The organism is Streptomyces sp. NPDC093598 (assembly GCF_044764825.1).
In the GTDB taxonomy this organism is placed as follows: Bacteria; Actinomycetota; Actinomycetes; order Streptomycetales; family Streptomycetaceae; genus Streptomyces.
In genome coordinates this window covers 225,549-244,606 of sequence record NZ_JBIWIV010000008.1, presented here as the reverse complement: position 1 = coordinate 244,606, position 19,058 = coordinate 225,549, and the positions used below count along the sequence as shown (strand labels likewise).

General features: G+C 71.5%; 17 protein-coding genes, 2 tRNA genes and 1 pseudogene. 8 read left to right on the top strand and 12 right to left on the bottom strand.

The genetic code is table 11. The features are described from left to right. Positions 1–57 precede the first annotated feature (57 nt). The 3 genes from ACIRDU_RS24310 to ACIRDU_RS24300 all read left to right on the top strand — a co-directional run bounded on the left by ACIRDU_RS24310 (position 58) and on the right by ACIRDU_RS24300 (position 2,798). Positions 58–131 (top strand) — tRNA-Met (locus tag ACIRDU_RS24310). A gap of 234 nt (positions 132–365) precedes the next feature. Continuing rightward, positions 366–2,189, top strand: coding sequence for a tetratricopeptide repeat protein (locus tag ACIRDU_RS24305; protein ID WP_403582545.1), 1,824 nt, complete (start codon positions 366–368; stop codon positions 2,187–2,189). Positions 2,190–2,724: 535 nt separating this feature from the next. Beyond that, a tRNA-Met gene (locus tag ACIRDU_RS24300) sits at positions 2,725–2,798 on the top strand. A gap of 108 nt (positions 2,799–2,906) precedes the next feature. On the opposite strand, the gene ACIRDU_RS24295 is transcribed toward ACIRDU_RS24300, so the two are convergent. Beyond that, positions 2,907–3,323 carry a Fur family transcriptional regulator gene (locus ACIRDU_RS24295; protein WP_062928973.1) on the bottom strand — a complete coding sequence of 139 codons (417 nt, stop codon included), beginning with the start codon at positions 3,321–3,323 and terminating at the stop codon, positions 2,907–2,909. A 145-nt stretch (positions 3,324–3,468) separates the two neighbouring features. Here ACIRDU_RS24295 and ACIRDU_RS24290 point away from each other — a divergent pair, with 145 nt between their 5' ends. Beyond that, positions 3,469–4,920, top strand: coding sequence for a catalase (locus ACIRDU_RS24290; RefSeq protein ID WP_403582543.1), 1,452 nt, complete (start codon positions 3,469–3,471; stop codon positions 4,918–4,920). Between the two features lie 69 nt (positions 4,921–4,989). On the opposite strand, the gene ACIRDU_RS24285 is transcribed toward ACIRDU_RS24290, so the two are convergent. From ACIRDU_RS24285 to ACIRDU_RS24275, 3 genes and pseudogenes are all read right to left on the bottom strand, one after another. Further along, complete coding sequence (locus tag ACIRDU_RS24285) at positions 4,990–5,382, bottom strand: cyclic nucleotide-binding/CBS domain-containing protein (RefSeq protein WP_403582541.1); 393 nt, start codon at positions 5,380–5,382, stop codon at positions 4,990–4,992. Positions 5,383–5,511: 129 nt separating this feature from the next. Then, positions 5,512–6,312 carry a histidinol-phosphatase gene (gene hisN / locus ACIRDU_RS24280; protein WP_403582539.1) on the bottom strand — a complete coding sequence of 267 codons (801 nt, stop codon included), beginning with the start codon at positions 6,310–6,312 and terminating at the stop codon, positions 5,512–5,514. A 33-nt stretch (positions 6,313–6,345) separates the two neighbouring features. Beyond that, positions 6,346–6,786: pseudogene (locus ACIRDU_RS24275) on the bottom strand (helix-turn-helix domain-containing protein). A 223-nt stretch (positions 6,787–7,009) separates the two neighbouring features. Here ACIRDU_RS24275 and ACIRDU_RS24270 point away from each other — a divergent pair. The 4 genes from ACIRDU_RS24270 (at position 7,010) to ACIRDU_RS24255 (ending at position 10,297) form a co-directional block, all read left to right on the top strand. Further along, complete coding sequence (locus ACIRDU_RS24270) at positions 7,010–7,681, top strand: DUF4097 family beta strand repeat-containing protein (protein WP_403582537.1); 672 nt, start codon at positions 7,010–7,012, stop codon at positions 7,679–7,681. 31 nt (positions 7,682–7,712) lie between these two features. Continuing rightward, positions 7,713–8,669: an ATP-binding cassette domain-containing protein gene (locus ACIRDU_RS24265; protein WP_403582536.1), complete on the top strand. Its 957-nt coding sequence runs from the start codon at positions 7,713–7,715 to the stop codon at positions 8,667–8,669. After that, positions 8,666–9,457: an ABC transporter permease gene (locus ACIRDU_RS24260; protein WP_403582535.1), complete on the top strand. Its 792-nt coding sequence runs from the start codon at positions 8,666–8,668 to the stop codon at positions 9,455–9,457. The genes ACIRDU_RS24265 and ACIRDU_RS24260 overlap by 4 nt, the downstream gene beginning before the upstream one ends. Before the next feature lie 234 nt (positions 9,458–9,691). After that, entirely contained in the window at positions 9,692–10,297 is a 606-nt protein-coding gene (locus tag ACIRDU_RS24255) for a TetR/AcrR family transcriptional regulator (protein ID WP_403582533.1), read from the top strand. Positions 10,298–10,304: 7 nt separating this feature from the next. Here the strand turns inward: ACIRDU_RS24255 and ACIRDU_RS24250 are convergent, their stop codons facing one another. From ACIRDU_RS24250 to ACIRDU_RS24215, 8 genes are all read right to left on the bottom strand, one after another. Then, positions 10,305–10,628: a DMT family transporter gene (locus ACIRDU_RS24250; RefSeq protein ID WP_403582532.1), complete on the bottom strand. Its 324-nt coding sequence runs from the start codon at positions 10,626–10,628 to the stop codon at positions 10,305–10,307. Between the two features lie 148 nt (positions 10,629–10,776). Continuing rightward, positions 10,777–11,787: a ribosome small subunit-dependent GTPase A gene (gene rsgA / locus ACIRDU_RS24245; RefSeq protein WP_403582530.1), complete on the bottom strand. Its 1,011-nt coding sequence runs from the start codon at positions 11,785–11,787 to the stop codon at positions 10,777–10,779. A 17-nt stretch (positions 11,788–11,804) separates the two neighbouring features. Further along, complete coding sequence (gene aroA, locus ACIRDU_RS24240) at positions 11,805–13,121, bottom strand: 3-phosphoshikimate 1-carboxyvinyltransferase (protein WP_403582529.1); 1,317 nt, start codon at positions 13,119–13,121, stop codon at positions 11,805–11,807. Between the two features lie 107 nt (positions 13,122–13,228). Next, on the bottom strand, positions 13,229–13,951 hold the full coding sequence (locus tag ACIRDU_RS24235; RefSeq protein WP_403582528.1) for a M50 family metallopeptidase: 723 nt from the start codon (positions 13,949–13,951) through the stop codon (positions 13,229–13,231). A 263-nt stretch (positions 13,952–14,214) separates the two neighbouring features. Continuing rightward, complete coding sequence (locus tag ACIRDU_RS24230) at positions 14,215–15,069, bottom strand: NmrA family NAD(P)-binding protein (protein WP_403582526.1); 855 nt, start codon at positions 15,067–15,069, stop codon at positions 14,215–14,217. 63 nt (positions 15,070–15,132) lie between these two features. Continuing rightward, complete coding sequence (locus ACIRDU_RS24225; RefSeq protein ID WP_403582524.1) at positions 15,133–16,593, bottom strand: FAD-dependent oxidoreductase; 1,461 nt, start codon at positions 16,591–16,593, stop codon at positions 15,133–15,135. A 244-nt stretch (positions 16,594–16,837) separates the two neighbouring features. Beyond that, positions 16,838–18,046 (bottom strand): hypothetical protein, encoded by a 1,209-nt coding sequence (locus tag ACIRDU_RS24220; RefSeq protein ID WP_403582523.1) that lies wholly within the window; start codon positions 18,044–18,046, stop codon positions 16,838–16,840. Further along, positions 18,043–19,050, bottom strand: coding sequence for an LLM class F420-dependent oxidoreductase (locus ACIRDU_RS24215; RefSeq protein ID WP_403582522.1), 1,008 nt, complete (start codon positions 19,048–19,050; stop codon positions 18,043–18,045). The genes ACIRDU_RS24220 and ACIRDU_RS24215 overlap by 4 nt, the downstream gene beginning before the upstream one ends. Between the last annotated feature and the right edge of the window lie 8 nt (positions 19,051–19,058).

Genomic DNA, 19,058 nt, shown 5'->3' with positions numbered 1-19,058 from the left:
GGCCCTGGCCTGGTCAAATGCCCGTCCCGCGCCGTGATACGGTTGTGAACACAACGGCGCGGGGTGGAGCAGCTCGGTAGCTCGCTGGGCTCATAACCCAGAGGTCGCAGGTTCAAATCCTGTCCCCGCTACTGAAGTCGCGATGTCCGAGTGATGGAGCGACACCGAAGGCCCGGATTCCACACAGGAATCCGGGCCTTCGTGATGTGTGAACGCATGTGCTGGTGCACGCTACGGCCGCGCCGCCCGGGGGAGTTGGGCAATCTGTGTTTGACTTGTCTCTCTGTGGGCATGTCGACAAAACGCTGAAGTGACCTCACTGGCTGCGGTATACCAGGTGTACCCAGGTTGCAGGTGGTGCGACGATGGACGTTATGGGGGACAAGGCAACTCTGTTCGAGACAGGGCGTTTTGTGCAGCCTTCCAGCCGGGAGGACACCGAGACCCCGGACGAGACCGGGGAGATCGCCGACGAGGCGGCCGAGGAGCTGCGTCAGCGGCTCGCCGCGGAGGCCGGCGATGTCGAGGCGATGAGTGTCCTCGGGGCCATGTTGCTGCGCCGTGGCGATCTCGACGGTGCCGAGCCTCATCTGCGTGCCGCCACAGCCGCGGGCGACCGGGCGGCCGCCAACAACCTGGGAGTCCTCCTTCACCAGCGGGGGTACGCCGACGAGGCCGCCGGATGGTGGCGGATCGCCGCCGTCGCCGGGTCCACGGCGGCCGCCCACGCCCTTGGCCGGCACCACCGCGAGCGCGGTGACGAACCAGCCGCCGAGTACTGGCTGCGCCAGTCCGCCGAGCAGGGCCACACCCTGGGCGCGTACGCGCTCGCCGATTTGCTGGAGCATCGCGGGGACGCCGCGGCCGAGCAGTGGATGCGGGTCGCGGCCGAGCGCGGGCACCGTGAGGCGGCGTACCGCCTGGCGCGGGCGCTGGACCGGAAGGCGGCGCGGGAAGCCGACGGTGACAACGGTGTCCACGGGGCCGAGGAGGCCGAGCAGTGGTACCGGCAGGCCGCCGCGCGCGGGCACCGGCGGGCCGCGCTGCACCTCGGGACGATTCTGGAGAGGCGCGGCCAGCTCAAGGAGGCCGGGCGCTGGTACCTGACGTCCGCCAAGGACGGCGAGGCGCGGGCCGCCTGCGCGCTCGGCTTCCTGCTGCGCGACGCGGGCGACACCGAGAACGCCGCCGTGTGGTGGCTGCGGGCCGCCCAGGACGGCGACGGCAATGCGGCGAACGCGCTGGGCGCGCTGCACGCCGAGCGGGGCGAGACGCAGACCGCCGAGCGGTGGTACCGGGCCGCGATGGACGCGGGTGACGTGAACGGCGCGTACAACCTCGGCCTGCTCTGCGCCGAGCAGGGGCGCACCCCGCAGGCCGAGCAGTGGTACCGGCGCGCGGCCTACGCCGGGCACCGGGAGGCCGCGAACGCGCTGGCGATCCTGCTGCTGCGGGGCGGCGACGAGACGGGCGCGGAGCCGTGGTTCTCCAAGGCCGCGGAGGCCGGGAGCGTGGACGCCGCCTTCAACCTCGGCATCCTGCACGCCGGGCGGGGCGAGGAGCAGGCCGCGCTGCGCTGGTACGAGCGTGCCGCTGCGGCCGGGCACACCGAGGCGGCGCTCCAGGTCGGTATGGCGAGGCTGCGGGACGGCGACGAGCAGGAGGCCGAGCGGCATCTGCGGTGTGCGGCCGGGGGCGGGAGTGCCGAGGCCGCGTACCGGCTGGCGACCGTGCTCGACGCTCGCCGTCCGCCGGAGCCCGCGCACGAGCTCGGGGAGCCCGTGCACCGGCGGAGCGAGTGCGAGGAGTGGTACGAGCGGGCCGCGTCCCAGGGGCACCGGCGCGCGCAGGTGCGGGTCGGCATGCTCGCGGCGGCCCGGGGCGATGTCGTCGAGGCGGCGCGGTGGTACCGGGAGGCGGCCGAGGCCGGGTCCCGCAACGGGGCGTTCAATCTCGGGCTGCTGCTGGCCCGGGAGGGGAGCGAGCCGGAGGCGGCGGTCTGGTGGACGCGGGCCGCTGACGCGGGGCATGGACGGGCGGCGTTGCGACTTGCCCTCGTCTACGCGCGTCGGGGGGAGCTGGCGGAAGGGCAGCGGTGGGCTGATCGGGCCGTGTCGCTGGGGCCGGCGTCTGTCGCTGAGCGGGCGGAGCGGTTGAGGGACGCGTTGCGGCAGGAACTGTCGGCCTGAGGCCGGGCCGTGTCGCTGGGTGCTCGGCCTCGTGGCGGCGGGGGGTGAGCCGGGTGGATGCGCAGCACGGCGCTGCGGGGGCCGTCGTGGCCGCCACACCGCTCCGAGCGGCATCACTGTCTGCCGGTGCAGCGGGGTCGGCTGCTTACCACTCACCCGGGCCGCTCAACGGGGTCGGCCCCTGACGCTCAGCGGCGTTAGGGGCTGCAGCTCAGCGGGGTGGGTGGCTGGAGCTCTGCTCGCGGCTCAGGTCGGCACGTGGTGCCCGGCTGCTTGCCGCTCGGCGGGGGCGGCTGGTGACAGCCCAGCGCGGTGCTGAGCGCCCGCGGTCAGCCGGATCGGGACCTGTTGCTCGGCGGTGCCGGCTGTCCGCGGCCCGGAGGGCGCCGGTAGCGCTGCGGCTCGGTCCGCAGGGGAGGCCGTGGCTGGGCGGGGCCGTCGTTCCGAGACGCTCAGCCGAATCGCTCCGCCGAATCGCTCCCCGTTAAGCGATTTGCATCCGTCCTCGTCATTGACGTAACGTTGCATTCATCGACGCGGGGTGGAGCAGCTCGGTAGCTCGCTGGGCTCATAACCCAGAGGTCGCAGGTTCAAATCCTGTCCCCGCTACTGAAGGCCGAGGGCCGGAATCCGAAAGGGTTCCGGCCCTCGGTGTTTGTGTGTGAGCGGGCGACAAAGCCCCGGCATCCATCGATGCCGGGGCTCGTGTGTGAAGGGCTAGGCCGCTGCGCAGTTCGGGCAGACGCCGCGGTACGTCACCTCGACGTCCGAGACCGTGAAGCCGAAGCGCTCGGTGTCGGGGAGGTCCGCCAGCGGGTTGCCGGTCGGGTGGACGTCCCGGATCGCGCCGCACTGGGCGCAGACCAGGTGGTGGTGCGGCTGGTGGGCGTTCGGGTCGTACCGCTTGGCGCGCTGGTCGGTGGAGACCTCCAGCACCTCGCCGAGGGTCACGAGCTCACCGAGCGTGTTGTAGACGGTCGCCCGGGAGATCTCGGGGAGCTTGGCCACGGCCCGGGCGTGGACCTCGTCGGCCGTCAGATGGACGTGTTCGCCGTCGAGGACCTCGGCCACGACACGCCGCTGCGCGGTCATCCGCCATCCGCGTCCGCGCAGCCGTTCCAGAAGGTCACTCATGGCAACCAGCCTAACAGCAAAAGGGACCAGGTCCCGAACAGGTGTGAGTTTAGAGTCCTACCTGTTTTAGACATTGTCTATTGTAGGATCGAGAACGGCTTTGGCCAGGGGACAGGACCGGTCAGGAATGGTGCAGGAGGCGCACGTGACCCAGGGACCGCTCACTACGGGGGCCGGGGCCCCGGTCGCCGACAACCAGAACAGTGAGACCGCGGGCGTCGGGGGCCCGGTGCTCGTCCAGGACCAGCTCCTGCTGGAGAAGCTGGCCCACTTCAACCGTGAGCGCATCCCGGAGCGTGTCGTGCACGCCCGCGGCGCGGGTGCGTACGGCACCTTCACGGTGACCGCCGACGTCACCCCGTACACGCGCGCCGCGTTCCTCTCCGGGATCGGCAAGCAGACCGAGGTCTTCCTGCGCTTCTCGACGGTGGCCGGCAACCTGGGCGCGGCGGACGCGGTCCGCGACCCGCGCGGCTTCGCGGTGAAGTTCTACACCGAGGAGGGCAACTACGACCTCGTCGGCAACAACACCCCGGTGTTCTTCATCAAGGACGCCATCAAGTTCCCGGACTTCATCCACACCCAGAAGCGCGACCCGTACACCGGCTCGACGGAGGCGGACAACGTCTGGGACTTCTGGAGCCTTTCGCCCGAGTCCACGCACCAGGTGACCTGGCTGTTCGGCGACCGAGGCATCCCCGCCTCCTACCGCCACATGGACGGCTTCGGCTCGCACACCTTCCAGTGGAGCAACGAGGCCGGCGAGGCCTTCTGGGTGAAGTACCACTTCAAGACGGACCAGGGCATCAAGAACCTGACCGCCGAGACGGCCGCCCGGCTCGCCGGTGAGGATCCCGACTCCCACCAGCGCGACCTGCGCCAGGCCATCGAGCGCGGGGAGTACCCGACCTGGACCGTCGGCGTGCAGATCATGCCGGTGGCCGAGGCGGCGACGTACCGCTTCAACCCGTTCGACCTGACCAAGGTCTGGCCGCACGCGGACTACCCGGTCGTCGAGATCGGCAAGCTGGAGCTCAACCGCAACCCGGAGAACATCTTCGCCGAGGTCGAGCAGTCGATCTTCAGCCCCGCCCACTTCGTGCCGGGCATCGGCCCCTCCCCGGACAAGATGCTCCAGGGCCGCCTCTTCGCCTACGGCGACGCCCACCGCTACCGCGTGGGCATCAACGCCGACCACCTGCCCGTGAACCGCCCGCACGCCACCGTCGCGCGCACCAACTCCCGTGACGGGTACCTCTATGACGGCCAACACGCAGGCGCGAAGAACTACGAGCCGAACAGCTTCGGCGGCCCGTTCCAGACGGACCGACCCCTGTGGTCCGCCACGGCCGTGAGCGGCGCGACGGGCAACCACCCGGCTCCGGTGCACGCCGAGGACGACGACTTCGTGCAGGCCGGCAACCTCTACCGCCTGATGAGCGAGGACGAGAAGGAGCGCCTCATCGCCAACCTGGCGGGCTTCATCGCCAAGGTCTCGCGCGACGACATCGTCGAGCGGGCGATCGACAACTTCCGTCGGGCCGACGGAGACTACGGCAAGCGGCTGGAGGTCGCGGTCCGGGCCCTGCGCGGCTGAACTCCAGCGCTGGACCGCTTGCGGTGGCGGACGGGCCGGGTCCCCAGGGGGCCCGGCCCGTCCGTGTGCTCACGCCGGAACGCGTTGGCGTGCCGGCGCCCAGCAGCGGATGATGTCGCGGACCGAGACGATGCCGGCGGGTTCGCCGCCGTCCAGCACGATGAGATGCCGGAAGCCGCCGTGCGTCATGGCGCCCGCCGCCTCCTCCAGGGTCCATGCCGGAGCGGCGAAGACGACGTCGGTGGTGGTGTGGGCGTGGGCGCGTTCGGTGTCCGGGTCCTGACCCAGGCCCACGGAGTTGAGGATGTCGCGTTCGGTGAGGATGCCGATGCCGCCGGCGTCGGGGTCGTGGACCACGGCCGCCCCTACCTTGCGCGCGGACATCAACGCGGCTGCCTGGCGCAGGGTGTGGGTCGGGCCGATGGTGAGGACGACAGTGCTCATGGCGTCACGGACGAGCATGGATGGAGCCACCTCCTGGGAGTCTCCCCGCCGTTCGTTCAGGGTTTCACAAATTCACAAGTGGGGGGACTCTCAGAGTGGCAGGCAAAGGGAGGGTCAACAAGGGGGCGCTCGGTAACAACGGGGGGCTCAGTAGCGCTGGTTGAGATATCCGAGCAACTCGTCGTGCAACAGGCCGTTCGACGCGGCCGCGTTGCCGCTGTGCGGGCCCGGGCGGGCGTCGAGCCCGGTGAAGGTGCCGCCGGCCTCGGTGACGACGATGGCGGTGGCGGCCATGTCCCACAGGGACAGTTCCGGCTCGGCGCACATGTCGACGGCGCCTTCCGCGACCATCATGTACGGCCAGAAGTCGCCGTACGCGCGCGTGCGCCACACCTCGCGGGTGAGGTCCAGGAAGCCGTCCAGGCGGCCCTGCTCCTCCCAGCCGCTGAGCGAGGAGTACGCGAAGGAGGAGTCGGAGAGCTTGGAGACGCGGGACACCTGCAGCCGTGAGGCCTTGGTGAGGCTGCGGCCGGAGAACGCGCCGTGGCCCTTCGCGGCCCACCAGCGGCGGCCGAGGGCGGGGGCGGAGACGACGCCGACGACGGGCTGGAAGCCCTCCTCGCCGGCCTCCATCAGCGAGATGAGCGTGGCCCAGACGGGCACGCCGCGTACGTAGTTCTTGGTGCCGTCGATCGGGTCGATCACCCAGCGGCGGGGGCCGGTGCCCTCCACGCCGTACTCCTCGCCGAGGATCGCGTCCCTGGGGCGGGCGCGCTGGAGGTGGCCGCGGATGAGTTCCTCCGCGGCCCTGTCCGCCTCGCTCACCGGAGTCATGTCCGGTTTGGTCTCGACCTTGAGGTCAAGGGCTTTGAACCGGTCCGTCGTCGCGGCGTCGGCGGCGTCGGCGAGGACGTGGGCGAGACGCAGATCGTCGAGGTAGTCGGGCATGCGACGAACCTATCTGCCGAGGTGGGGGTGGGGCTACAGGGGGTTTGCGGGGGTGGGGGAGTCGGGAACTGTCTCGGGCTTGGTGTGAAGGGTCTCGCGTGCCTGCTCCGCGGCGCGGGCGGTGCTCTCGGAGACGAAGTCGGGGCGACGTTCTCGAGGCGGGTGGCTGCCAGGGTGCCGGGGCCGAGGACGCCGACGCCCTGCCGTGCGATGTCCACGACCTGGGCGATGGACCGGGCGCTGGCCGTCATCGACTGGTACCAGACGTCGTCGTCTACGACGTAGCGCTCGCGGCGGCCTTCGTCCGCCTCCCGGCGGACGAGGCCCTGGCTGTCGAGGAACGCGATCGCCGGCCAGGGTGATCGTCGAGGTGGGGCGGTCGAGGCGTCGGGCGATCTCCGCGTAGGCGAGGCCGTCGGCCAGTCCCAGCGCGATCTGCTGGCGTTCCTGCTGGGTGAGCCTGCCTCCCGGCATCGCGGTCTCCTCCGTGGTGCGCCGGTGTCCGCACCATAGCTTTCACTTCCATCCCATTGCAACGTGCAGAGGGGTGTTGTTGCGTTAGGCGGCATTGTCGTTGCAATGATTTCTCTGCTTTCACCAGCGCTTATGGTGTATGTCTGCAACGAAGTTGTTGCCTAGGTTCGTGAACGCAACGTAGCCTTTCCGTCATCGGAAACAACGAACCGAGGAGCGCACGATGCACAAGTTCGACACCAACGCCCCCGTCACCGCCGTCCTCGACATCCCCGCCGGACGCATCCGGTTCATCGCCGCCGACCGGGCCGACACCACGGTCGAGGTAGTGCCGGCGGACGCCTCGAAGGGCCGCGACGCGACGGCGGCGGAGCAGATCGAGGTCGCCTACGCCGACGGCGTCCTGCGGATCGAGGCCCCGGCAGCCAAGAACCGGACCCTCGGCCACTCCGGATCCGTGGAGGTGACGGTCCAGCTGCCGACCGGTTCCCGTGTCGAGGCCAAGTCGGCCGCGGCCGAACTCCGCGGCGTCGGACGGCTCGGCGACGTCACCTTCGAGGCCGCCCAGGGCTCGGTCAGGCTCGACGAGACCGACAGCGCCCGCCTCACCCTGCTCGCCGGGGACATCTCGGTCGGCCGCCTCGGCGGCCCTGCCCAGGTCAGCACCCAGAAGGGCGACCTGAGCATCACCGAGGCCGTACGCGGCGCCGTCGAGCTGCGCACCGAGCAGGGCGACATCTCGGTCGGCGCGGCCCACGGCGTCTCCGCCTCCCTGGACGCCGGCACCGGCTACGGCCGGATCCACAACACCCTCGAGAACGCCGACGGCGCCGCCGCCGGACTGACCATTCACGCGACCGCCGCCCACGGCGACATCACCGCCCGCAGCCTGTAGAGCCCCCAGCCTGTCCGAAGGAGCACCCCTCATGACCGACCCGGCCATCGCGGCGAACGGGCTGCGGAAGTCCTACGGCGACAAGACCGTCCTCGACGGCGTCGACCTGCACGTGCCCACGGGCACGATCTTCTCGCTGCTCGGTCCGAACGGGGCCGGCAAGACCACCGCCGTGAAGATCCTCTCCACCCTCATCACCGCCGACGCCGGTGACATCCGGGTCGGCGGCCACGACCTCGCCGCCGACCCGCAGGCGGTACGCGCCGCGATCGGCGTCACCGGTCAGTTCTCCGCCGTCGACGGTCTGATCACCGGCGAGGAGAACATGCTCCTCATGGCGGACCTGAACCACCTGTCCAGGCGTGAGGGGCGGCGGGTGGCGGCCGGGCTGCTGGAACGCTTCGACCTCACCGAGGCCGCGAAGAAGCCCGCCTCCACCTACTCCGGCGGCATGAAGCGCCGCCTCGACATCGCCATGACGCTGGTCGGCAGCCCGCGGATCATCTTCCTCGACGAGCCGACCACCGGCCTCGACCCCCGCGCCCGCCACAACATGTGGGGAATCATCCGCGAACTCGTCACCGACGGCGTCACCGTCTTCCTCACCACCCAGTACCTGGAGGAGGCCGACCAGCTCGCCGACCGTATCGCCGTGCTCCACGACGGCACCATCGCCGCCGAGGGCAGCGCCGAGGAGCTGAAGCGGCTGATCCCCGGCGGGCACGTCCGGCTCCGCTTCACCGACCCCGCCGCCTACCAGCGCGCCGCCGCCGAGTTGCGCGAGGTCACCCGGGACGACGAGGCACTGGCGCTGCAGATCCCCAGCGGCGGCAGCCAGCGCGAGCTGCGCTCCATCCTCGACCGGCTGGACTCCGCCGGCATCGAGGCGGACGAGCTGACCGTGCACACCCCCGATCTCGACGACGTGTTCTTCGCCCTGACCGGCGGCACCGACCAGCTCAACCGACCCAAGGAGACCGCCCGATGAGTTCCCTCGCCTTCGCCCTCCGCGACTCGGCCACCATGCTGCGCCGCAACCTGCTGCACGCCCGGCGCTACCCCTCCCTCACCCTGAACCTGCTGCTCACCCCGATCATGCTGCTGCTGCTTTTCGTCTACATCTTCGGCGACACCATGAGCGCGGGCATCGGTGGCGGCGCCCCGGACCGCTCCGCCTACATCGCCTTCGTCGTCCCGGGCCTGCTGCTGATGACCATCGGCAGCACCACCATCGGCACCGCGGTCTCCGTCTCCAACGACATGACCGAGGGCATCATCGCCCGCTTCCGCACCATGGCCATCCACCGCGGGTCGGTGCTCATCGGGCACGTCCTCGGCAGCGTGCTGCAGGCGGTCGCCAGCGTGGTGCTCGTCGGGGCCGTCGGCGTGGCCATCGGCTTCCGCTCCACCGATGCCACCGTCCTCGAGTGGCTCGCGGCCTTCGGACTGCTCGTGCTCTTCGCCACGGCGCTCACCTGGATCGCCGTCGGCATGGGCCTGGTCAGCCCGAACGCCGAGGCCGCCGGCAACAACGCGATGCCCCTGATCCTGCTGCCGCTGCTGTCCAGCACCTTCGTCCCGCTCGATGCGATGCCGGGCTGGTTCCAGCCGATCGCCGAGTACCAGCCGTTCACCCCGGCCATCGAGACCCTGCGCGGCCTGCTGCTCGGCACCGAGATCGGTCACAACGGATGGCTCGCCCTCGCCTGGTGCCTGGGGCTCGCGGTGCTCGGCTACTTCTGGTCGGCCTCGAAGTTCGAAGGCGACCCCAGGTAGTCGCCGTGACCACGCGGGTCACTCCGCGAACGTCCCGTCCCAGGGCGGCGTACACCGGCATCCCGCCGGAGTGCGCCGCCCGTTCGTATGCACGGGGCGAGGAACCGGCACACAGGCCAACGCGCCGCGCCACAAGGCCGAAACGCGCCCCCGCGCGCGCTCGCGAACCCTTGACAGTGCTTCCACGCGCGTCAAACCTGGGCGCAGAGCCGCTCGCCCCAAGGGGAGGCGTTGATGCCTGCAGCGCGGGAATCTCTACTGGACGCCGCATACACGGCGCTGGTGCGCCGGCCGTGGTCCGCCGTACGGATGGTGGACGTGGCCGCGGCGGCCGGAGTGTCCCGGCAGACGCTGTACAACGAGTTCGGCAGCAAGGACGGCCTCGCCCGGGCGCTCGTGAGACGAGAGGCCGACGGATATCTCGCCGGAGTCGACCGCGCTCTCGCCGGGTACAGCGACGCCCGCGACCGGCTCACCGCCACCGCCGAGTGGACGACCTCCGCGGCCCGGGACAACATCCTCGTCCGCGCCATGCTCACCGGCTGCTGGGGTGAGCGGCTGCCCGCCCCGGCCCTGACGGCCGTGCCGTCCAGCTCCGCCGTACCGGCCCAGCGCCGAGCCGACGGGCCACTGCCCTCACCCGGCGACTTCGTCGCCCTCGTGCGCGACCGGGCCGTCACCGTCCTGGCCGGTCCCGGTACGCCCACGTCCGACACCGCCGACCTGGCCCGCTCCTGCGAACTCGCCGTCCGGCTCGCCCTGTCCTGCGTGGCCGCACCACCCGGCGAGGGCGGCGTCGGCGACCTGGTCCGCAGCGCCCTTCACCCGCAGGCGGGCTGACAGGGCCTCAGTGCGCCGACCCCGACAACTGCAGCCCCACCACGCCGATGATGACGAGAGTGATCGACACGATCTTCAGCGTCGACACCAGGTCCCCGAGGAACACCATGCCGTAGATCGCCGTCCCCGCCGCGCCGATGCCGGTCCACACCGCGTACGCGGGCCCCACGTCGAGTCTTCTCAGCGCGAGGGTCAGCAGGCCGAAACTGCCGAGGGCGAAAACGCAGAACGCGATCGTCGGCCAGAGCCGGGTGAAGCCGTGCGACAACTTCAGACACACGGCGAAGCCGGTTTCGAGCAACCCGGCCACGATGACCAGCAGCCACGCCATGAGTCGTCCTCCCGTATCCCACGTTCAGTGACCGCTTCGTCGGCTACTTCGCGTTCATCGCGCTCAGCAGGCCTTGGCCAGGCTTGCATCCGGCTTGGGTTGCGATTATGCACTTACCGTCCGTGCGCCATGACAAACAACGCGGAGGTCAGTCGCCCTCCGTCCGCTCTCGCGTCGCCAGCAGCCGCCGCAGCGAGTACAGCCGCGCCGGATCCGCGTGCCCCTCGGCCACCCACGCGTCCAGCGCACAGTCCTGCTCGTCGTGGCTGCACGCGCGCGGGCAGCCCTCCGTGCCCGGCTCCAGGTCGGGGAAGGCGTGGATGACCTGGGACGGGTCCACGTGGTGCAGCCCGAAGGACCGCACGCCCGGCGTGTCGACGACCCAGCCGTGGCCGCCCGACAGCGGCAGCGCCAGCGCCGAGGTGGTCGTGTGCCGACCGCGGCCCGTCACCGCGTTCACATGCCCCGTCGTACGTCGCTGTTCCTCCGGGACGAGCGCGTTGACCAGGGTCGTCTTGCCGACACCGGAGTGACCGACGAAAGCGGTGATCTTGCCGTCGAGCTGCTCCCGCACGCGGGCGACGGCGGTGCCGTTCTGCAGCTCCTCGCGGCTGGTGACGACGTAGGGGATGTCGAGGTGGCCGTACAGCTCCAGCAGCTTGTCGGGCGGGGCGAGGTCCGACTTGGTCAGGACCAGCAGCGGGTCCAGGCCGCCGGCATAGGCCGCGACCAGGCAGCGGTCGATGAGGCGCGGCCGGGGCTCCGGGTCGGCCAGGGCGGTGACGACGGCCAGCTGGTCGGCGTTGGCGACGACCACGCGCTCGTACGGGTCGTCGTCGTCCGCCGTGCGGCGCAGGACCGAGGTCCGCTCCTCGATGCGCACGATCCTCGCGAGAGAGTCCTTCTTGCCCGTCAGGTCGCCCACGATGGCCACCCGGTCGCCGACGACCGCGGCCTTGCGGCCCAGCTCGCGGGCCTTCATCGCCAGGACCACACGGTCCCCGACGAGGCAGGTGAGGCGGCCCCGGTCGACGGTGAGGACGAGGCCCTCGGCGGCGTCCTCGTGCTTGGGGCGGAGGTTCGTCCGGGGCCGGGTGTTGCGGCGGCCGGGACGGGTGCGGATGTCGTCCTCGTCGGTGTGCTTGCCGTAGCGGCGCATGACGTGATCCCTGCGTCCTACGCCCCGAGCATCCCGGTCCACAGGTCCGGGAAGTCGGGCAGGGTCTTGGCCGTCGTCGCCACGTTCTCGATCTGCACGCCCTCCACCGCCAGTCCGATGATCGCGCCGGCCGTGGCCATGCGGTGGTCGTCGTAGGTGTGGAAGATCCCGCCGTGCAGCCGGTGCGGGCGGATGTGCAGACCGTCGGCGGTCTCCGTGACGTCGCCGCCGAGTTCGTTGATCTCCTTGGTCAGCGCGGCCAGCCGGTCCGTCTCGTGCAGTCGCAGGTGGGCCACACCGCGCAGCGTCGACGGGGAGTCCGCGAGGGCCGCGACCGCGGCGATGCCCGGCGTCAGCTCGCCGACCTCGCTCAGGTCGACGTCGATGCCGTGCACCGACCCGGAGCCGGTGAACACCAGCCCGTAATCGGTCAGTTCGCAGGAGCCGCCCATCTCGGTGAAGATCTCGCGCAGCCGGTCACCGGGCTGCGTGGTGCGGGAGGGCCAGTCCGGGACGACGACCTTGCCGCCGGTCACCAGCGCCGCCGCCAGGAACGGCTGGGCGTTCGACAGGTCCGGCTCGATGACCAGGTCCCGGCCGAGCAGGGCACCCGGCGAGACCCGCCAGACGTTCGGCTCGCCGCCCGACTCGGGCGTGTCCACCTGGGCGCCGACCGCGCGCAGCATGTCGACGGTCATGCGGATGTGCGGCATGGAGGGCAGCGTGGCCCCGGTGTGGCGAACCTCGACGCCCTGGTTGAAGCGCGGCCCGGACAGCAGCAGGGCGCTCACGAACTGCGACGAGGAGGAGGCGTCGATGGCGACCGAGCCTCCGTCCAGGGCGCCGCTGCCGTGCACGGTCATCGGCAGGGCGCCGCGGCCGTCGTCGTCGATCCGGGCGCCGAGCTGACGCAGCGCGTCGATGACGCCGTTCAGCGGGCGCTCGTGGGAACGGGGGTCGCCGTCGAAGCGGACGGGGCCGTCGGCGAGCGCGGCGACCGGCGGCAGGAACCGCATCACCGTGCCGGCGTTGCCGACGTCGACCCGGGCCGGGCCGCGCAGGCCCGTGGGGAGCACCCGCCAGGCCTCGCCGGTGCCGTCGGGGCCCACGCCTTCCTCGATCTCGATGCCCATCGCGCGCAGCGCGCCCGCCATCAGCAGGGTGTCGCGGGAGCGCAGGGGCCGGCGCAGCCATCCGGGCTCGGAGGCCAGGGAGGCGAGGACCAGGGCGCGGTTGGTGACGGACTTGGACCCGGGCACGTGGACCGTCGCGTCGACGGCTCCGCTCGCGTGCGGGGCGGGCCAGAGTGCGGTGTCTGCGGTCTTCGGGGCCATGCCTTTACTTTATAAGCAGGCCGTCGTCCGAGTGCGGCGCCGTCGGGGCCGGTGGCGCCCACGTGCTGGAGCCGCACGTCGGGGCTCTCCCGCGCCCGGACCGGCTGTCACAGGCCCAGGAGCCAGCGCCCCCCACCGATCAGCGAGCACAGCGACACCGCGTGGAACAGGAAGAACCACAGCGCCGCCGGTGCATGGGTCAACCGCGACAACTGGTCCGCGTCCGAGTCGCCCGCCCCGCCCCGGGCCCGCTTCGCCTGGAGTTCGAAGGCCGGGCGGACCCCGCCGAGCAGCAGGAACCACACCACCGCATACGCGAACGCCGCCTGCACCTGGGGGCCGGCCAGCCAGGACACCGTCACGAACAGACCGCCGGTGACGAGCATGGTCAGGGCGCCGTAGGCGTTGCGGATCATCACCAGCATCGCGAGCAGCAGGGCCGTCGCCAGCCACAGCAGGAGCGTGATGCGGCCGGCACCGAGCAGGGCCGCGCCGCCGAGGCCCAGCAGGGGCGGGGCCGTGTAGCCGGCGGCCGCGGTGAGGATCATGCCGATCCCGTGCGGCTTGCCGCGGCTGACGGTCAGGCCGCTGGTGTCCGAGTGCAGCCGTATGCCGGTCAGGGTGCGGCCGGTGAGCAGGGCCACGAGCCCGTGGCCGCCCTCGTGGGCGATGGTGATGGCGTTGCGGGAGACGCGCCACAGGCCGTGCGGGATCACCACGGCGAGCGCGGCGCCCAGGGTCGCCAGCACCACCCACAGGTCGGGGTCGGGCTGCGTGCCGGACACCTCGTCCCAGAGGGAGGGGAGCGAGGCGATTGCGGTGCTGTCCATGTGTGGCGTCGGCTCCCTTTGGTCGGATGGAATCTGGCAGTGTGGCACGTACGTGCGGACGGTATCTGAGACGCCGACGTGGCAGCGATCGTTCCTGGCAGCAAAGACGCAGGTCACGGCGTTCGAGCGGGTAGTGGAGGGCCACTTCGGCCGGGGGGCGTACCGGCCTCCGGCGCCTGGAACCCGGTGAAGGCGGCGCGAGCAGCAGAGAAGGAGCCGTACCCGTCCTGGGTGCGGCTCCTTCATGTCGGAGGTCTGGGCCGTCAGGCAGTGGTGAACGCCGTGCGGTGCTCCACCGCCCAGTCGGCGAAAGCCGTCGGCGGGCGGCCGGTGACCCGGGCGACCGTGTCCGTCACCGGGGCGGCGGTGCCGACCGAGGAGGCGTACGTGGCGAGGACGGAGTCGACGAGGCCGGGCACCCCGAACGCGCCGTACTGCTCCTCCAGTCGGGCCCGGGCGGCATCGCCGACCAGGTCGACGACGGTGACCGGACGACCGATCGCCGCGGCGATGAGCTCGACCTGCCGGCGTTGTGTCATCGACTCCGGGCCGGTGAGCTCGTACGTCGCGCCCTCGTGGCCGTCGGACAGCAGGGCCTGGACGGCGACCGCCGCTATGTCCCGCTCGTGGATCGGGCAGACCGCGCTCTCGGCATAAGGGAGGCGGACCTCACCGCTCTCGCGGATCGCGGGGGCCCACTGCAGCACATTGCTCGCGAACGCGCCCGGCCGCAGCACCGTCCGGGCGAGACCGCTGTCCTGCACCGCGCGTTCGACCGACAGGTGCATGAGCCCGATCGGATGGGCGGTCCCGCCGGGCTCGCTCACCGCGGCGGACGACAGCAGCACCACGTGCCGTACCCCGGCGGCCCTGGCGAGCTGCAGGAAGCCGGCGACGCCGGACGGGTTGGGGAACAGGAAAAGCTTCTCCACGCCTGACAGCGCGTCCCCGAACGAACCGGGGTCGTCGAGATCCCCGGCGCGCACGTCGACGCCCGCGGGCAGTTCGGCGGTCTTCGGGTTCCGGGAGGTGGCCCGCACCGGGGCACCGGCCGCGATCAGCAGCTCGACGACGTTGCGGCCGACGTTACCGGTCGCGCCGGTCACCAGAATGGTCATGAGGTGGACTCCTACGTGGGGGAGATGTGGGGGCGCACGGCCGGCGCCCGGGCCGGCCGTGGTTCAGGTCCCGGGCGCGCCGAACCAGCGGTTGAGCGCTGGTGTGATCGGGGTGCCGGACGCCCAGCAGATGTAGCCGTCGGGCCGCACCAGAACGGCCTCGGCGGCGAGGCCGGAGAGTTCCGGTACCTCCACGGCGTCCACCCGCCCCGCCCAGGGCGCCGCCTCGGCGACGAGTTCCGTCCGCGTGGTCAGCAGGACGCCGTGTCCCTGGTGGAACAGTTCGCCGGCCCAGCGGCCGTCCGGCAGGGCGAAGTCGGTGAGCCGGGTGCCGACGGGCTCCTCGCCCCCGAGGTCGTAGCGGATGGAGAGCCCGGAGATCGCCCCGCCGAGCAGGCGGTTGGCCTCCGGCAGCTTGATCAGCTGGGTGAAGATCTCCCTCAGTGCCTCGTGCTCGAGGCCCTTCTGACCGAGGGCGACCTGGGCCCGGGTGTTCGTGAGGACGGCGGCGCCCACCGGGTGGCGTTCGCCGTGGTAGGTGTCGAGCAGCCCTTCGGGAGCCCAGCCGGCGACCTCGGCGGCCAGTTTCCAGCCGAGGTTCATCGCGTCCTGCACGCCGGTGTTGAGTCCTTGTCCGCCGAGCGGCAGGTGGACGTGCGCGGCGTCGCCGGCGAGGAAGGCCCGACCGATGCGGTAGTGCTCCGCGAGGCGGGAGGCGTCGCTGAACCGGGAGGCCCAGCGCACCTCCTTGACCTCGGTGTCCGAGCCGTAGAACTCCTGGATGGCGGCGATGACCTCGTCCTCCGGCACCTTCGCGCGCTGGTCGCTGATCACCTGGTCGGCGACGCTGTAGAAGATCCGGTGGACGTTGTCCGACTCCTTGCCGATCGGGAAGATGTTCGCGAACGACCCGTCCGGACGCATCCGGGGGGAGCCCTTGGTGTCCCAGGTCGTCGCGATCCCCTCACCGGTGACGCCCAGCACGACGTCGGAGACGGTGCCGAACCACCGCGCGTCCAGCCCGGGGAACTCGACCCCGAGGTGCTTGCGGACGAAGCTGCGCCCACCGTCGCAGCCCGCCAGGTAGCGTGCCTCGATCCACTTCCCGCGCGTCCGGACGCGGACCCGCTCCTCGTCCTGCTCGATACCCGTGACCTCCGAGTTCCACTGGACCCGCACCCCGAGTGCGGCGAGGTGCTCCTCCAGCACCTTCTCGACCTCGGCCTGCGGAATGGCCACCTGGTACGGGTAGCGGGAGTTCCAGCCGTCAAGCGTCAGCGGCACGGGCAGGTGCGCGAAGTGGGTGGTCTCCAAGCGGGCCCTGGCCTGTTCCTCCGCGCCGTCGAGCATGCCGCGCATGGCCAGCATCTCTGCGGTGCGGGGGTGCAGGTTCAAGGCCCGGCTCTCACCGGTCCGGCCGGGGCCCTTGTCGAGCAGGGCCACGTGCGCGCCGGCGAGGGCCAGCTCGTGGGCCAGCGTCAGACCGGTGGGTCCGGCGCCCACCACGATCACGTCAGCGTCCATTACGGGTTCCTCTCTGGCTTCGTTCCGAACAACGTTCTATCAGTGAACAACGTTCTTCTACAAGTACGCCGTTCTCCCGGGGCCGTGGAAACCGGCCAGGTTCTCCCCATGGGCCTGTGAGGACGCTGGGGTGCGACCGCGGCATCGCCAGCCGCGTTGAGGTGCGACCGCGGCTATCCAGCCGCGCTGGGGCGTGACCGCGGCTGTCGCGAGCCGCGCTGCTCAGCGGCTCGCGGCAGCTGGGTCACCAGCTGTGTGTCGGGGCGATGCCCCACGCGTCGAGCTCCGCCTCGACCAGCCCGTGTCCGACCGAGACGCCGGCGGACTGGAAGCCGATGGACACCGTCCCGCCGGCCCTGAGGACGAAACAGTTCATCCGGCCGGGCGGCCCTGCGGCGCCCGACACCGTGCGGAAGAGGACACCCAGGGCCGGACCGAAGACGTCCCTGGCCTCCGGCAGCATCTCGCCGGCGTTGGACAGCGCGGCGTCGGTCTGCGGATAGCCGGTGAGGTGCCGGCCGACCACCTCGGCGTACACGGCCTTGCTCAGCCGGCGGATGTGGGCCAGGTCGGTGTAGCGCCCGCGCAGGCCGGCCAGCCGCAGCGTGGCGATCCCGACCATGTTCGAAGACTCCAGGTCGTCGGGCCTCCGGAAGCTCACGGGCAGCCCCACCGTGAACGGCCCGCCCGACTCGGTGGTGCCCCGTGCGGCGCGCAGGATGTTCGCGGTCATGGCGAGCATCAGCCCCGTCACACTGCCCCCGCCGCTTTCCGCCACCCGCTCGGCGTCGGCGGCCGACACGGTGAAGGCGAGCCGCGAGCGGACGGGCGCCGGGCTTTCTGACTGCCGGGAACGGCCGAGCAGCACCCGGGTAGCGCCGGCGGGTACCTCGGCGACCTTGCCGCGCAGCCGGGACAGCGCCAGCCGGGAGTACGTCCACATGCCTTCCGTCACCACATCGGTGAGGTCGTCGATCAGCGACGGCTGCCCGGAGCGCCACTGCCGAGCGGTCTCCCGGGCGGCGAGTGTGGCCGCGCCGATGAGACCCTGCCCGTCGGTCAGGGCGTGCGAACCCACCAGGGAGATCACGGAGGTGCCGTCGCCGACATGCGCCGCGCTCAGTACCCAGCCGCGGCCCGCATGGGCGTCGAGATCGACCCGGCAGGCGGCGTCGGCCCAGTCCATCACCTCCTCCGGGGCGATCGTCCTCGGAGAGACCCGCAGTGCGGAGCAGTCGGTGTGCCGCTCCCAGAGCGGACGGGCCAGCGGCAGCCGGGCCGTCCGCATCCGGCGGTTCAACGGGCCCTGGGCCAGGTTGGCGTGGAACTTCCGCAGCGCTTCGGGAGCCGGCCGGCCCTCCACCCTCCAGAGCAGCTGCACCGGGGGGTCGATCCTCAGCTGTTGCATCAGTACATCGCCTCCGGTGAAGCGCTGCGATCCGGCCATGGTCATGTCGTCGTCCCCGTCTCCGGCGCGAGCCCGACCAGCGGGGCCAGGGTGCGCCCGGCCAGTGCGATGGCGTCCGGATCGTGCGCGTTCACGAGCATGTTGGCCATCAGTCCGTCGATGCCGTGGCACAGCACCCGCTCCTGGAGCTGCTCGGTGACCTCGGCCGGGGTGCCGACGAAGAACCGGTCGCTCGCCGCGGCCCGCTCGGAGTCCGTCAGGGTCGCCACGTCCACGCCCGACCTGGCCAGCGCCTCCTCCAGCAGCTTGCGGGCCCGCTCGCCGTCCTCGTCGATGATCAGCGGCGTGGCGAAGCTGGTCTCCAGCGTCGCCGGATCCCGGCCGGCCTCGGCGCACCGCGCACGCAGCGCGGCCATTTTCCGCGGCAGCTCGGACGTGGTGCAGATGATGTTGAGGTGGTCGGCGTGCCGGGCGGCGAAGGCGAACGTCTTCTTCTCGCCCCCGCCTCCGATCAGCAGCGGCAGGTCCTCCCGGACCCGGGGCTCGTTGATGGCACCCTCGGCGCGGAACCAGCGCCCGTCGACTCGCGGCCGCGCCCCGCGCAGCATCGGGACGACGACGCTGAGCGCCTCCTCGAACCGGCCGAAACGCTCGGCGACGGTACCGAACTCGTAGCCGTACTCGCGGTGTTCCTGCTCATGCCAGCCGGCGCCGACGCCGAGCACGGCGCGCCCCTGGCTGATCACATCGAGCGTGGTGACCATCTTGGCCAGCAGGGCGGGATTGCGGTAGCCGATGCCGGTCACCATGGTCGACAGCTGCACACGGCTGGTGGCCGCCGCCAGCGCCCCGAGCAGGGTGTACGCCTCCAGCATCGGGCCGTCGGGCGGTCCGATCAGGGGCGGCTGGTAGAAGTGGTCCATCGTCGTGACCAGGTCGAACCCGGCGTCCTCCGCGGCCCGGACCTGGGCGAGAAGTGCGGGGAAGAGGCCGGTGACCGTCTCTGTGTGGTGGAAGTACGGGATGTGATAGCCGAGACGTATGCTCACGTGCTGCT

Bases quoted from the DNA above. Each gene is read 5' to 3' on its own strand.
- ACIRDU_RS24305 (WP_403582545.1), top strand. From the start codon at position 366: ATGGACGTTATGGGGGACAAGGCAACTCTGTTCGAGACAGGGCGTTTT.
- ACIRDU_RS24295 (WP_062928973.1), bottom strand. From the start codon at position 3,323: ATGAGTGACCTTCTGGAACGGCTGCGCGGACGCGGATGGCGGATGACC.
- ACIRDU_RS24285 (WP_403582541.1), bottom strand. From the start codon at position 5,382: ATGCTCGTCCGTGACGCCATGAGCACTGTCGTCCTCACCATCGGCCCG.
- hisN (WP_403582539.1), bottom strand. From the start codon at position 6,312: ATGCCCGACTACCTCGACGATCTGCGTCTCGCCCACGTCCTCGCCGAC.
- ACIRDU_RS24270 (WP_403582537.1), top strand. From the start codon at position 7,010: ATGCACAAGTTCGACACCAACGCCCCCGTCACCGCCGTCCTCGACATC.
- ACIRDU_RS24265 (WP_403582536.1), top strand. From the start codon at position 7,713: ATGACCGACCCGGCCATCGCGGCGAACGGGCTGCGGAAGTCCTACGGC.
- ACIRDU_RS24260 (WP_403582535.1), top strand. From the start codon at position 8,666: ATGAGTTCCCTCGCCTTCGCCCTCCGCGACTCGGCCACCATGCTGCGC.
- ACIRDU_RS24255 (WP_403582533.1), top strand. From the start codon at position 9,692: ATGCCTGCAGCGCGGGAATCTCTACTGGACGCCGCATACACGGCGCTG.
- ACIRDU_RS24250 (WP_403582532.1), bottom strand. From the start codon at position 10,628: ATGGCGTGGCTGCTGGTCATCGTGGCCGGGTTGCTCGAAACCGGCTTC.
- rsgA (WP_403582530.1), bottom strand. From the start codon at position 11,787: ATGCGCCGCTACGGCAAGCACACCGACGAGGACGACATCCGCACCCGT.
- aroA (WP_403582529.1), bottom strand. From the start codon at position 13,121: ATGGCCCCGAAGACCGCAGACACCGCACTCTGGCCCGCCCCGCACGCG.
- ACIRDU_RS24235 (WP_403582528.1), bottom strand. From the start codon at position 13,951: ATGGACAGCACCGCAATCGCCTCGCTCCCCTCCCTCTGGGACGAGGTG.
- ACIRDU_RS24230 (WP_403582526.1), bottom strand. From the start codon at position 15,069: ATGACCATTCTGGTGACCGGCGCGACCGGTAACGTCGGCCGCAACGTC.
- ACIRDU_RS24225 (WP_403582524.1), bottom strand. From the start codon at position 16,593: ATGGACGCTGACGTGATCGTGGTGGGCGCCGGACCCACCGGTCTGACG.
- ACIRDU_RS24220 (WP_403582523.1), bottom strand. From the start codon at position 18,046: ATGACCATGGCCGGATCGCAGCGCTTCACCGGAGGCGATGTACTGATG.